Source organism: Azospirillum sp. ST 5-10 (assembly GCF_051225715.1).
In the GTDB taxonomy this organism is placed as follows: Bacteria; Pseudomonadota; Alphaproteobacteria; order Azospirillales; family Azospirillaceae; genus Azospirillum.
The window spans coordinates 56,984-70,163 of record NZ_JBPJSP010000004.1 but is presented as its reverse complement, the minus strand read 5'-3'; the positions used below and the strand labels follow the sequence as shown (position 1 = coordinate 70,163).

13 protein-coding genes are annotated in these 13,180 nt (G+C 73.4%); 12 read left to right on the top strand and 1 reads right to left on the bottom strand.

Features of this window, described 5'->3' with window-relative positions; translation table 11 throughout:
• The first annotated feature begins 200 nt into the window (after positions 1 to 200).
• Together ACSBPG_RS06290 and ACSBPG_RS06285 are read left to right on the top strand one after the other, a co-directional pair.
• Positions 201 to 1,358, top strand: a complete 1,158-nt coding sequence (locus tag ACSBPG_RS06290) for an exo-alpha-sialidase (protein WP_435536275.1) — start codon at positions 201 to 203, stop codon at positions 1,356 to 1,358.
• A 78-nt stretch (positions 1,359 to 1,436) separates the two neighbouring features.
• Entirely contained in the window at positions 1,437 to 2,462 is a 1,026-nt protein-coding gene (locus tag ACSBPG_RS06285; RefSeq protein ID WP_435536274.1) for a radical SAM/SPASM domain-containing protein, read from the top strand.
• Here the strand turns inward: ACSBPG_RS06285 and ACSBPG_RS06280 are convergent.
• Entirely contained in the window at positions 2,446 to 2,763 is a 318-nt protein-coding gene (locus ACSBPG_RS06280) for a c-type cytochrome (protein ID WP_435536273.1), read from the bottom strand. The genes ACSBPG_RS06285 and ACSBPG_RS06280 overlap by 17 nt on opposite strands.
• 219 nt (positions 2,764 to 2,982) lie before the next feature.
• Here ACSBPG_RS06280 and ACSBPG_RS06275 point away from each other — a divergent pair, with 219 nt between their 5' ends.
• The 10 genes from ACSBPG_RS06275 (at position 2,983) to ACSBPG_RS06230 (ending at position 13,163) form a co-directional block, all read left to right on the top strand.
• Positions 2,983 to 3,354 (top strand): response regulator transcription factor, encoded by a 372-nt coding sequence (locus ACSBPG_RS06275; RefSeq protein ID WP_435536272.1) that lies wholly within the window; start codon positions 2,983 to 2,985, stop codon positions 3,352 to 3,354.
• 10 nt (positions 3,355 to 3,364) lie between these two features.
• A complete protein-coding gene (locus ACSBPG_RS06270; protein WP_435536271.1) occupies positions 3,365 to 4,012 on the top strand; it encodes a chemotaxis protein CheX in 648 nt (215 codons plus the stop codon).
• 101 nt (positions 4,013 to 4,113) lie between these two features.
• On the top strand, positions 4,114 to 6,054 hold the full coding sequence (locus tag ACSBPG_RS06265) for a methyl-accepting chemotaxis protein (RefSeq protein WP_435536270.1): 1,941 nt from the start codon (positions 4,114 to 4,116) through the stop codon (positions 6,052 to 6,054).
• The gene (locus tag ACSBPG_RS06260) at positions 6,051 to 7,604 is read left to right on the top strand and encodes a chemotaxis protein CheW (protein ID WP_435536269.1); all 1,554 of its coding nucleotides are present in this window, start codon (positions 6,051 to 6,053) and stop codon (positions 7,602 to 7,604) included. Before ACSBPG_RS06265 ends, ACSBPG_RS06260 begins: the two co-directional genes overlap by 4 nt.
• A 28-nt stretch (positions 7,605 to 7,632) precedes the next feature.
• Complete coding sequence (gene cheB / locus ACSBPG_RS06255; RefSeq protein ID WP_435536268.1) at positions 7,633 to 8,733, top strand: chemotaxis-specific protein-glutamate methyltransferase CheB; 1,101 nt, start codon at positions 7,633 to 7,635, stop codon at positions 8,731 to 8,733.
• Positions 8,734 to 8,743: 10 nt separating this feature from the next.
• Positions 8,744 to 9,352, top strand: a complete 609-nt coding sequence (locus ACSBPG_RS06250; protein WP_435536267.1) for a HEAT repeat domain-containing protein — start codon at positions 8,744 to 8,746, stop codon at positions 9,350 to 9,352.
• 55 nt (positions 9,353 to 9,407) lie between these two features.
• The gene (locus ACSBPG_RS06245; RefSeq protein ID WP_435536266.1) at positions 9,408 to 10,289 is read left to right on the top strand and encodes a CheR family methyltransferase; all 882 of its coding nucleotides are present in this window, start codon (positions 9,408 to 9,410) and stop codon (positions 10,287 to 10,289) included.
• Positions 10,286 to 10,714: a response regulator gene (locus ACSBPG_RS06240; protein ID WP_435536265.1), complete on the top strand. Its 429-nt coding sequence runs from the start codon at positions 10,286 to 10,288 to the stop codon at positions 10,712 to 10,714. Before ACSBPG_RS06245 ends, ACSBPG_RS06240 begins: the two co-directional genes overlap by 4 nt.
• The gene (locus ACSBPG_RS06235; protein WP_435536264.1) at positions 10,711 to 12,927 is read left to right on the top strand and encodes a chemotaxis protein CheA; all 2,217 of its coding nucleotides are present in this window, start codon (positions 10,711 to 10,713) and stop codon (positions 12,925 to 12,927) included. Before ACSBPG_RS06240 ends, ACSBPG_RS06235 begins: the two co-directional genes overlap by 4 nt.
• Positions 12,927 to 13,163 (top strand): hypothetical protein, encoded by a 237-nt coding sequence (locus tag ACSBPG_RS06230; protein WP_435536263.1) that lies wholly within the window; start codon positions 12,927 to 12,929, stop codon positions 13,161 to 13,163. Before ACSBPG_RS06235 ends, ACSBPG_RS06230 begins: the two co-directional genes overlap by 1 nt.
• The last annotated feature ends 17 nt before the right edge of the window (positions 13,164 to 13,180 follow it).

The window sequence follows — 13,180 nt, the reverse complement described above, 5'->3', positions numbered from 1 at the left end:
ACGGCCCATACCGTCAGCAAACCGAAGCAACCATTCGCCGTCAATGCGTTCGCACGCTTTTTCCTTGGGCTGGCGTTACCGACCCCGTATCACAGGTTGCGGATCGCCGTGGTCGTTTTCCCCTCGACGGGAGCGGCGCTACGGTCACAATGGGGCGGTCGGCCGCCGCGGCGGGCGCCGGAGGGGTGAGGGAGCAGGCAGTGGGCAGGTCGTTTTCGCTTTCGCACCGGATCGTCTACCGGGATCCGGTCTTCTTCGCCTCGTTCCCCTCGGTGGCGACGCGGACGGACGGGGTGACGCTGGTCGCCTTCCGGCGCGCCCGCGACCACCGCTGGCTGCGCGGCGAGGCCTACCGGTCCAGCGACACCGGGTTCGACAACGTCGACCATCTCGACGCCCGCTCGCAGATCGTCATCGTTCCCGTCACCGCCCACGGCGACCCGGCGGGCGAGCCGGTCGGGGTGCCGCCCGACCCGCAGGCGGCCGACCAGGACGCCAACCTGCTGGTGCTGCGCGACGGCCGGTTGCTGCTCACCGGATTTTCCTGGTACCCGCTGCCCGCCAAGGACGGCGAGGCGCTGCGGGCGCTGGGCGTCGGGGTGGTCGGCAGCCCGCAGCGCACCGGCGACCTCTATCTGTTCTGGGGCGCCTACGCCCGCTGGAGCGACGACGGTGGCCGCACCTGGTCGCCCCACCGCTTCCTGCCGCCGCTCCCCGGACAGCCCGAGGCGGTTCCCGGCGTGCGCCCGCTGTACGGCGGCGCCGTGCGCGGGCGCGTGGTGGAGGCGCAGGACGGCACGCTGCTGCTGACCAGCTACGCCCATCATCCCGACACCGGCCAGTACGCCAGCCACCTCTTCGCCTCGACCGACCGTGGCGAGAACTGGAGCTACCGGTCCGTCATCGCCGTCGACCGGGAGGCGTGCCGCGTCGGCTTCTGCGAGACCGCGCTGCACCTGGCCGGCGACGGCCGCCTGCTGGCCCTGCATCGCACCACCGGGCTGGACGACCGTCTGGCCGTCTCCACCTCGCGCGATCAGGGCCGGAGCTGGGAGCCGTGGCGGCGCCACGAGGTGGTGGGGCATCCCTATGACGCCTGTGCGCTGACCGACGGCCGGGTGCTGCTGGTCTACGGTTACCGCCATCCCCCCTTCGGCGTGCGCGCCCGCGTCTGGGACCCGGCCGCCGGGGAGCCGGAAGACGCGGCGGAGATCGTGCTGCGCGACGATTCGCCGTCGGCCGACGTCGGCTACCCCTGGGCGACCGCGCTGCCCGACGGCCGCGCGCTGGTCGTCTACTACATCTGTGACGGCACGGGCGTCCGGCACATCGCCGCCACCCTGATCGAGCCGGGGTGAACCGGTGCCGCCCCATTCATCGGGCGCGCGTCTTCGTGATACGCTGCCCCCGCCCGCAACCCTTCCCGACCGACGGCCATGACGGACCAGAGCACGGCGAACATCCCCTACGGCCGCCACCGCGACCGCAACGACCTGGCGCAGGTCCTGCCGCTGGCCACCCCGTTCTCGCTGCTGATCGACCCGTCGAACGGCTGCAACTTCCGCTGCGTCTTCTGCGCCACGGGGTCGCCGGAGCTTCTGAAGGAGGTCGGGCGGCCGCGCGGTTCCATGAAGTTCGAGCTGTTCGCCAAGATCGCCGACGACCTCGCGGCGTTCGACGCGCCCCTGAAGTCCGTCCATCTCTACAAGGACGGCGAGCCCCTGGTGAATCCGCACGTCCACCACATGATCCGCCTGCTGAAGGCGCGCGGGCTCGCGCGGCACGTGGAGATGACCACCAACGGCTCCCTGCTGACGCCGGAGCGTGCCGACGCCCTGCTCGCCGCCGGGCTCGACGGCATGCGGGTGTCGGTCTACGGCGCCAACGACGCCATGTACAAGCGGGTCACGCGCAAGTTCGCCTCCTTCCGCACCATCGTCGACAACGTCGCCTACCTGCACCGCCGCAAGACGGAGCTCGACCGCCCGTTCCACCTCCACTGCAAGATCATCAACGTGGCGCTGACCGCCGAGGAGCGGCAGTGCTTCATCGACACCTTCGGGCCGATCAGCGACAGCCTCTTCGTCCATCCCCTGCACGGGCAGGAGCTGGCCGAGGACACCGCCTTCGCCGCCGCGCCCGACGTCGGCCGCCGCGTCTGTTCCGAGCCGTTCCTCAAGCTCGCCATCAACTTCAACGGCGCGGTGTCGGTGTGCTGCGCCGACTGGAGCATGGCGACCGTCGTCGGCAACGTCGCCGAGGAATCCCTGCTCGACATCTGGAACGGCGAGCGTCTGCGCGCCTTCCGCCTGGCCCACCTGGAGGGGCGGCGCGACGACATCCAGGCGTGCCGCGACTGCAGCTACGTGCAGACCCTGCCGGCCGACAACAACCTCGACGCGGTCGCCGGCGATCTCATCCCGAAATACCGGGCGCGCCGGCCCGTCAGTGCAGCAGGCTGAGGAGGTAGGCGACGAGGTCGTCGATCTCGGCGCGGGACAGATGCAGGTCGGGCATGCGCGGGTGTGTGGCGCTGAGCCAGCCGCGGGCCCAATCGAGGTCGTCCCCGTGGCGGCGGGCGATCGAGGGAAACGCCGGCGCGGCGTCGGTGCCCACGGTGTCGGTGCCGACGACGTGGCACCCCGCGCACCAGCGCTCCGCCAGCGCCCGTCCCGCCTCGACGTCGGCGGCCGCGGCGCGGCCGGACAGGACCGCGACCAGCGCGAGGATGGGGAGCGTCGCGGCGGTCGGTTGACGGTCCATGGCGATGGCCTCCTGTCCGTCCAGGGTAGGGCCGGGCCGGGCCGTGCGTCCACTGGCCGGGAAGGGTATATGCCTGCCCCTTTCGGGTAGCGTAGGGCCGGGCGCTACCCCTGCCGAAGGGCAGAGACCTCATCGGACGTAGGGCTGTCTTGCGGCGCGGCAGGCACGTATAGTTATGTGGTCCCCATCTTTTCCGCGCCGGCCTTTCGGAGCCCCCCTGTGAGCAAATCGGTCATCGTCGTCGACGACAGCAAGCTTTCGCGCATGCATCTGCGCGGCATCGTTCTGCGCAACAAGCCCGACTGGACGGTGACGGAAGCCGGCGACAGCACCGAGATGTTCTCCGCCCTCGACCGGGACGACGTCCACGTCGCGATCATCGACTACAACATGCCCGGCCTCAACGGACTGGAGACGGCGGCGCGTCTGCGCGAGAGCCGTCCCGACGTGCACATCGCCATCGTCACCGCGAACGCCCAGGACTCGATCGTCGCCGGCATCCGCGCGATCGGCGCCGCCTTCCTTCCCAAGCCCGTCGACGAGGAGCAGGTGGCACGCTTCCTCGCCTCCACCCTGTTGCCCCGCCGCTAGGCCGCCGGCGATGGAAACCCTCCGCGAACTCGAGCGCGACGCGTTGACCGAGCTCGCCAACATCGGGGTATCCCGCGCGTCGGTGGCGCTTGGGCGCTTGATCGGCGGCGAGGTGGCGATGTCGGTGCCGGCGGTCGACATCGTGCCGCGCACCGAGGCGGCCGAGCGGCTGATGACCGAGTTCGCCGAACGGCTGGTCGCGGTGCTGGAGAGCTTCGAGGGTGCGCTGAGCGGCTCGGCGATCCTCGTGTTTCCCGAACGCAACAGCCTGGAGCTGGTGCGCGCCGCCCTGCCGGGCGACCTCGATCTCGACCACATCTTCGAGCTGGAGCAGGAGGCGTTGAGCGAGATCGGCAACATCGTGCTCAACAACTGCCTGTCGGCGGTCGCCAACCTGCTGGGCGCCCGCCTGGAGACGGCGTTGCCGCGGGTCGTCTACGGCAGCGGCCGGGAGATCTTCGACCAGTGCGGCGTCGCCGGCGGCGGCGAGGCGATGGCGGTCGTCTTCTACATCCGCTTCCACGTCCGCACGACGGACGTGATGGGCAAGATCGTCATCGCTCTCGACGTCGCCTCGGCGGCGGAGCTGCGTGCGCGGACCGCGGACTACGTCGCCCGCATGAGCGGCGGAGCCGGCACGTCGGAGCCGGCGGTGTAAGCCGCGGTTCCGGTCCGCAGGCGGTGGGCGACGTCGGGACGCGCCGCCGCCGGGCTCATCCCCGCCTCTCCCGGCCGTTTGCGACGATGGATGTTCGGCTCATGGCGCTCGTCAAGAAGACCCAGATCGCACGCTCCGCAGGACCGCGGGCCGCCGAGGAGGAGGCGCGCGTGGCGCCGGCCATGGGCGGCGATGCCGCCGAGACGGCGCTGCGCCGGCGCAGCCGCGCCGGCGCCCGGCGGCGCAAGGCGGCGGAGGGCATCGCCGCGGCGTCCGGGCAGCTCGCCGGCGGCGTCGCCCAGGCCGCGGCCGCGGCCGAACAGCTGCGCAAGGCGATGGAACAGATCGCTGCCGGCGCCGACGAGGCGGCGGCCGGAACCCAGCAGTCCAAGCGCATGATCGACCGCGCCTCGGAGCTGATCCGGCGGGCCCGCGCCAATTCCGAGACCGCCACCAGCAAGATCGAGGCTCTCGATGCGCTGGTGAAGGCCACCAGCACCCAGATCCTCGCCGCCGTGGCCGCGATCGTCCGCGCCGCCGAGCGCCAGGAAGGCGCGGTGGCGCTGGTGCGGGAGCTGGAGACCCAGGCCGGGGAGATCGGCACGATCGTGCGCGGCGTGGCGCAGATCGCCGACCAGACCAACCTGCTGGCGCTCAACGCGGCGATCGAGGCGGCGCGCGCCGGCGACGTCGGCAAGGGCTTCGCCGTCGTCGCCGACGAGGTGCAGAGCCTGGCCGAACGCTCCGAAGGCTGCACCCGCGACATCCAGGATCTGGTCGCTCAGGTCCAGGCGGCGGTCGGCGCCGTCGCCTCCGGGATCGTCGACGCCGCCCGCGGCGCCCGGTCCGAGGTCGAGCGCGGCCGCGACGTGGCGGCGCAGCTCGAAGCCGTGCGGGAGGAGATGGCCGCGGTGTCTCGCGGCAGCCAGGAGACCATCAAGGCGGCGATCGAGGCCGACGTCGCCGGCCGCGAGGCGCAGAAGGGGGCGGAGAACATCGCCACGGCCGCCGAGGAGCAGTCGGCCGCCGCCGAGGAGGCGCTGAAGACGGTCGGCGAACAGGCCGAGGCGCTGGCCCAGAGCGAGCGCGCCGCCGCCCAGCTCTCGGAGATCGCCGACGACCTGAACGGCAGCGCCGACGTCCGCCGCAGTGCCGAGGACGTCGCCTCCGCCGCCGAGGAGCTGTCGGCGGCGATCGAGGAGATCAACCGCGCGGCCGCCCAGATCACCATCGCCATCAATCAGATCGCCCGTGCCGCCGAGGCCCAGAGTGCGGCCACCCAGCAGGCCTCGTCGGCGGTGACGGAGATCGAGGCGGCCTCGCGCCTCGGCCTCGCCCGCGCCGGCGACGCGCTGGAGCGCAGCCATGCCATGGGCGCCCGTCTGGTCGAGATGCGCGACAGCGTCGGCAAGCTGGCCGCCGGCCTCGGTCAGGCGGTCGATGGCGGCCGGCGCAGCGCCGAGCGCCTGGGCGATCTGGCGCAGGTCGGCCGGCGCATCGAGAAGACCATCGACGCCATCGCCGTGATCGGCATCCAGACGAACATGCTGGCGGTGACCGGTTCGGTCGAGGCGGCGCGCGCCGGCGCCTTCGGGCGCGGCTTCAACGTCGTCGCCAACGACATCCGGGCGCTTGCCCGCGACTCCGGCGATGCCGCGGAGCGCGCCAAGGACCTGATCCGGATCATCCAGGAGCAGACCGCCCAGGTGCGCCGCGACATCGATGAGATCGCCACCATGTCGGCGCAGGAGGCCGCGCGCACCGGCGAGTTCATCACCGGGCTGGGAGCGATCGCCGCCGACCTGCAGACGATCATCGACGGCAACCAGGAGGTCCTGGACGGTGCCGAGGAGGTGAAGCGGGCGGTGCAGGAGGCCATGAAAGGGGTCGACCAGACCGCCGCCGCCGCCGCCCAGGCGAACCAGGCCGCGGCCGAAGCCGCCGGGGCGGCGCGCGAGCAGGCCAAGGGTGCGGAGGAACTGGCCGGCGCCATCGAGGAGATCGCCGTCATGGCCGACGACTTGCAGAGCGTGGTCGCGTGACGGCCGGGCCGTCGGCCGCCGGGGCTGCGGCGACGTCCGGGGCGGACGGCGGCGGGCGCCGCTTTCTGACGTTCCACGTCGCCGGAACCACCCTGGCCGTGCCCCTCGCGGCGGCCCGGGAGATCGTCCGGCCACCCGACCTCGTCCCCATTCCCCTCGCCACGCCCGGCCTGGAGGGGCTGGCGCGCCGTCACGGCCGGGTGTTGCCGGTGCTGGCGCTGCGCCGCATCCTCGGCCAGCCCGACGGCGAACGGGCGGCCGGGGCCCGCGTCCTGGTGGTCGATCATCGCGGGCAGTCGGTCGGCCTCGCGGTCGACGGGGTCGCCGGCGTCCTGGCCGCCGACGCCGACCGCATCGACGCCGGCGTTCCCGACGACGGGCCAGGGGCGGGCATCGACGCGGCCTTCCTGGCCGGCGCCCTGCGCGGTGCCGACGGTGCGGTCGCGGCCCTGATCCTCGCCGCCGACGCCCTGATCGAGCGGCAGTTCGTCGACCTGCCCCGGGGCGACGGCGGACGCGCGGCCGGGTTCGGTGCCGGCGCCGCCGTCGCCGCCGAGGCGGTGGAGGAGGGGCATGCCGCGACCGTCCTGGTCGCCTTCGAGGTGGCCGGGCAGGAATTCGCGCTGCCGGTCGCCCAGGTGGAGCGCATCGTTCCCCTCGCCGGCACCGTCGCCCGCATGCCCAACGCACGCGCCCACGTGCTCGGGGTGGTCGCCGACGACGACGGGCTCCTGCCGCTGCTCGGCCTGCGCGTGCTGTTCGGCCTGGAGGGCGAGCCGGCCGCCGGCGCGGCCACGGCGCCCCGTGTCGTCGTCGCCAGCCCCCGTCCCGGAGACCGCGTCGGGCTGGTGGTCGACGGGGTGCGGGAGATCGTGCGGGCGGACGCGTCCGCCGTGGCCGCGGTGCCGGCCATCCTGGCGCGCGAGGCCCAGTTCGCGGACCTCGACGGCATCCTCCGCCTCGACGGCGGCCGGCGCCTGGTGTCGATCCTGTCGGCCGAGCGCATGCTTGGCCACGCTGCGGCGGCGGCCGTCGGCGCCGGCGGTGCGGGAAGCGGAAAGGGGACCGGCATGGACGGCGAGACGACGGGAGGCTCCGTCGAGCCCTATGTGGTGGTGCGCATCGGCGGTGGCGAGTACGGGCTGCCCGTCGCCGCCGTGCGCCAGGCGCTGCGCCGACCCGAGGCGCTGACGCCGCTGCCCAAGGCGCCGGAGTTCGTCGCCGGCCTCGCCAACCTGCAGGGCAGCGCGCTGCCGGTGCTCGACGTCGCGCGCATCCTCCGGCTGCCGGGAAGCGACCGGGCCGAGCGGCCGCGCATCGTCGTCGTCGGCCTGCACGACATGCAGGTCGGGCTGGCGGTCGACGGCGTGGCCGGCGTGCTCGGCATCCCGGCCGCGGCGCTCGAACCGGCGCCCACCGTGTCGGCCGCCCAGCGCCATCTCATACGGCGCGTCGCCCATCTGGACGAGGGCGGGCGGATGATTCTCATCCTGGAGATTGACGGCTTGCTCGACATCGACCAGCTTTCGTCGGTAGTCGAAACCTTATAAAGTCCCCGAGGCCGAGGGCAGCCGTTTCATGAAGGTTCTCGTCGTCGACGATTCGGCACTGATGCGCCGCCAGCTGTCGGAGATCCTGAGGGCCGAGGGCGACATCGAGGTTGTCACCGCCCGCAGCGGAGCCGAGGCGCTGGCCGAACTGCCGCGCAGCGATCCCGACGTCGTGACGCTGGACGTCACCATGCCGGAGATGGACGGGCTGGACTGCCTGCGCCGGATCATGGTGGAACATCCCAAGCCGGTGGTCATGGTCTCCGCCCTCACGGCGGAAGGGGCGGACGCGACCCTGGAGGCGCTCCGTCTGGGGGCGGTCGACGTCGTCCACAAGCCGCACGGCAGCGGACTCGGCCTGTCCCGGATCGCCGCCGAGATCGTCGCCAAGGTCCGCGCCGCGGCGGGCGCCCGCCTGCGCCGCACCCGCAATCTGCGCGAACGCCTGCAGATCGCGCGCGCCCGCATCATCGGCGAGGCGCCGGCACCGGTGGCCCCGGCGCGCGGCGGCACCAGGACGGCGCCGCACAGCGAGTTGGGGCCGCTCGCCGGCGGCGCCCCGGGCCTGGTGATGATCGGCGTCTCGACCGGCGGTCCGGGCACCCTCGAAGAGATCCTGCCCGAGCTTCCCGCGGCCTTTCCCTGGCCGGTGGTGGTGGCGCAGCACATGCCGGCCAACTTCACCGGGGCCTTCGCGCGGCGCCTGAACGAGGTCTGCGCGCTCACCGTGGTCGAGGCGGCGGAACCGACGGCGCTGCAGCCCGGGCTGGTGGTGATCGCCCGCGGCGGCGCCGACGCCGTGCTCGCCGTGCGCGGCGGCCGGCTGTGCGTCGTGCCGGTGCCGCCGGCGGCCGACCGGCTATGGCACCCCAGCGTCGACCGGCTGGTGGAAAGCGCCCTGAAGCAGATCGAGCCGGCGCGCCTGGTCGGCGTCCTGCTCACCGGCATGGGCAACGACGGGGCGGCGGCGATGGCGGACCTGCACGGCCGCGGCGGCCGCACCATCGCCGAGTCCGAGGCCAGCGCGGTGGTCTTCGGCATGCCGCAGGAGCTGATCCGCCGCGGCGGTGCCGACGTGGTGCTCGACGCCGAACAGATGGCCGCACAGTTGCGGCGCTGGCTGCCTTGAGGGAGGCCCCATGCCACTGGTCAAAGCGGGATCGCAGGGGAAGGCGCCGCGCGCCGTGGAGGCGGAGCCGACGGTTCTGCTCGCGTCCGCCGACGCCGCCGAGCGTCGCCAGGGAGCCCATGCCCTGGCGGGACGTCCGGAGGCGGCGTCGATCCTGGCCACCCGCCTTGCCGCCGAGGGCGACGCCGGGGTGCGTGAGGCGATCCTCACCGCGCTGGTGCGCATCGGCACCGCGGCGGCGGCCGACGGGCTGCTGCCGCTGCTGGCCAGCGAGGACGCGGCGTTGCGCAGCGGCGTCATCGAGTCGCTGCAGCAGATGCCGCCCGACGCGGTCGTCCCGCGGGTGGCGCCCCTGCTCGACCATCCCGATTCCGACCTGCGCATCTTCGCGGTCCAACTGATCGCCCATCTCGTCCATCCCGACCGTCTGGCGCGCCTCGCCCGGGTGGCGGACACCGATCCCCACGTCAACGTCTGCCTCGCCGCCGTCGAGGGGCTGGTGGAGACGGCGCACCCCGGCATCCTGCCGATCCTGGAACGGCTGCGTTCCCGCTTCCCGGACGATCCCATGGTCGCCTTTTCCGTCGACGCGGCGCGCCGCCGCTTCCAGGAGGGATGAGGATGGCCTGTCCGGTGCGGGCGTGTCGGATCGGCGGACCGGTCCGGGGCCCCTCATGAGCGGAACCGACGAAGCGCCGATCCGACCTCCCTCGCCCGAGGAGTACGAGACGCTGTGCGCGCTCCTGCGCCAGCGCACCGGCCTGTCCTTCGGCGAGAACAAGCGCTACTTCGTCGAACGGCGCCTGACCGAACGGATGGTGGCGGTCGGCATGCCACAGATTCGCGAATACATGAATCTGCTTCGCTTCCAGCCGTCGGGCGAGGAGTTGCAGAACCTCGTCAACCTCATGACGGTCAACGAGACCTATTTCCTGCGCGAGAGCTACCAGCTCGACTGCCTCGTCCACTCCGTTCTCGACGAGGTCACGCGGGGGCGGCGGCCGGGAGAGACCATCCGCATCTGGTCGGCCGGCTGCTCCACCGGCGAGGAGCCGTACTCCATCGCCCTGTCCCTCCTGGAGCGCTGGGACCGGGTCGACGCCTACGACATCGAATTGTACGCGTCGGACATCGATTCGACGGTGCTGGGGCGGGCGCGCGAGGGGATCTACGAGGCGCGCTCGCTGCAGAACGTGCCGCCGGCCCTCGTCGAGCGCTATTTCAGCGCCCTGGGCGGCGGGCGCTGGCAGCTCGTCGAGGAGCTGCGCCAGTCCATCGACTTCTCGCACGTCAACATCACCGATCCGGACCAGGTGCGACGGTTCCGGTCGCTCGACGTCATCTTCTGCCGTAATCTGCTGATCTATTTCGACGATCTTGGACGGCGGGAGGCCGCTGCGATGTTCTACGACGCCCTGGTGCCGGGCGGCTTCGTCTTTCTCGGCCATTCCGAGAGCATGAGCCGCATGTCGTCCCTGTTCGTGCCGCGCAAGTTTCCCGACGCCATCGTCTACCAGAAGCCGGGCGGGCAAAAGCCGGATGGGGCGGCGCCATGAGCCGGACGGAGCAGGCCGCGACGGAGCGGGGCCCGCGGGTGCTGGTGGTCGACGACGCCGTCACCGTGCGCGCCTACACCCGCCAGGTGCTGGAGGCCGACGGCTTCGTCGTCGACGAGGCCGTCAACGGCATCGCCGGCCTGGAGCAGGCGCTGGCGGATCCGCCCGATCTGCTGATCGTCGACGTCAACATGCCGAAGATGGACGGCTACTCGATGCTGCGCACGGTGCGCCGGGAAGCGGCGCTGGCCACCATTCCCGCCCTGATGATCACCACCGAGTCCAAGGAGGAGGACCGGCTGCGGGCGCTCGCGGCCGGAGCCAGCGGCTATCTGACGAAGCCCGTGCGGCCGGAGGCGCTGGTGCTGGCGGCGCGCCTGCTGTCCGGCCGCCCGGTGGCGCAGGGCGGAGGAGGCGGATCATGAATCCCCTGTTCGACCAGTTCCTCCTCGAATCGCGGGAGATCCTGGAGGCGGCCGACGCGGCGCTGCTGCGTCTGGAACGCGACCACGGCGACGCCGAGGCGGTGAACGAGGCGTTTCGCGCCTTCCACACCCTCAAGGGAGGCACCGGCCTGTTCGACTGGCCGGTCTTCACCCGCCTGCTCCACGCCGGCGAGGACGTGCTGGCGGCGGTGCGGGACGGGCGGGCCACGGCGGGTGGGGACCTGGTCGACGGGCTGCTCGCGGTGCTCGACCAGGCGGCCCGCTGGGTCGACCACATCGAGGCGCACGGCGCGCTGCCCGGCGACGCCGCCGCGGCCGCCCGCGGCCTGGAGGCGGCCCTGACCGGCCGCGGCGGGCAAGCCGGAGCGGACCCGCAGGGGCTGCCGCCCGAGTTCGACTGGGTCGTCGAGCTCACCGAGGCCGAGCGGCGGGCGGCGGCGGCGCACCGCGGCGCGCTCACCGCCGTCGTCTACGACCCCGATCCGGAGTGCTTCTTCAACGGCGATGATCCGCTGGCCTTCGTGCGCCGCGTGCCGGGGCTGATCCTCGTCCGCATCGATCCGGCGGCCCCCTGGCCCGATCTCGGCAGCCTCGACCCCTACCGCTGCCAGGTGCGCTTCCGCCTGCTCAGCACCGCCGCCGAGTCCGACATCGCCCCGGCGTTCCGCGCCGCCCCCGACCAGGTGCGCTTCGCCGCCGTGCCGGCCGACCGCGTCGCCGGGCCGGCGCCGCCCGCGGCGCTGCCCGCGGACGATGCGCAGACCATGGCGGCGCGGCTGCTGCGCGACCAGGGGCATGCCCTCGCGCTCGCGGCCGACGAGGTGGCGCCGGCGGCGCGCATCGCCGCCGCCGAGCGGGCCGCCGCGAACGTTCTCGTCGCGCTGGGCCGGATGGACGCGGTGCCGGCGTTGGAGGCGGCCGCCGACGCGGCGCGGGAGGGAGGGCGTCCGGAGCCGCTGGCCGAGCATCTGGCCGCCTTGGCCGCGGATCTGGCGGCGCCGCGGCCGGCCGCCGCGGCTCCCGGCCCGGCCCGCCCGGCGCGCCGGGCGGTGCGGGTCGAGGCGGAGCGGATCGACCGGCTGATGGGCCTCGTGGGCGAACTCCTGGTGACCAAGAACCGCCTGCCGTTCCTGTCGCGGCGCGCCGGCGACCTCGCGCTGGGCCGTGACCTGCGCGCGGTGGAGGCGGAGATGGAGGGGCTGGTGGCGCAGCTGCAGGACGCGGTCCTGCGCCTGCGCATGCTGCCGCTGGCGGAGCTCTTCCGGCCGCTGCCGCGTCTGGTGCGCGACCTCGCGGCGCGGCTCGGCAAGCGCGTCGAGCTGCGGATCGACGGCGAGACGACGGAGGCCGACAAGGACGTGCTCGACGCCCTCGGCGAACCTCTGCTGCACCTCGTGCGCAACGCCGTCGACCACGGCATCGAGACGGCGGAGCGCCGGCGCGCCGCCGGCAAGCCGGACACCGGCACCGTGCGCGTCGCCGCCCGCCAGGACCGCGACCGGGTGGTGATCGAGGTCACCGACGACGGCGCCGGCATCGACGCCGACGCGGTGCTGCGCAAGGCGGTGGAGAGCGGCCGCATCGAGCCCGGCCGCGCCGCCGCCATGACGCGGGACGAGACGCTGATGCTCGTGCTGCTGCCGGGCCTGAGCACCGCCGGGGCGGTTACCGAGGTTTCCGGGCGCGGCGTCGGCATGGACGCCGTGCGGTCGGCGGTCGCCGGCGCCGGTGGCCGGATCGAGGTCGATTCGGCCCTCGGCACGGGCACCCGCGTCCGCCTCGTCCTGCCGCTGACCATGGTGATCACGCCGCTCATGGTGGTCGCGGCCGGCGGCTCCTTCTTCGCCGTGCCGACGGCGATGGTGGGGGAGGTCGCGAAGCTCCCGGCGACGGCGATCCGCCGCGTCAAGCAGGCGGAAAGCACCGTCCTGCGCGGCGCCCTGGTGCCGCTGTTCCGGCTGGCGCGCCTGCTCGGCCTGCCCGAGGCGGCGAGCACGGCGGAGTTGACCGTGCTGGTCCTGCGCATCGACGTCGAGCCGGTCGGCCTGGTGGTCGACGCCATCCACGACCGTCTCGACGCCGTGCTCAAGCCGCTGTCCGGCGTGCTGGCCGGCCTGCGCGGCTACAGCGGCACCACCGAGCTGGGCGACGGCCGCCTCGTTCCCGTCATCGACCCGAGGGAGCTGCTGTGATGGCGATCCACTATGACGGCACCGTCGCCCGCCTCGAGGGCGACTGCTCGGTGGAGGAGGCGTTGCCCCTGGCGGAATGGCTGGCGGCGAACCCCGGCGGCGGCCTCGATCTGGCCCGCTGCACCGGGCTTCACACCGCGGTGCTGCAGGTGCTGATGGCGGCGCGGGCGCCTTTGGCGGCGCCGCCGGAGGAGCCGTTCCTGGCGCGCTGGGTGCGCCCGCTGCTGGGCGGCTGACGCTTGGGCGGCTGACG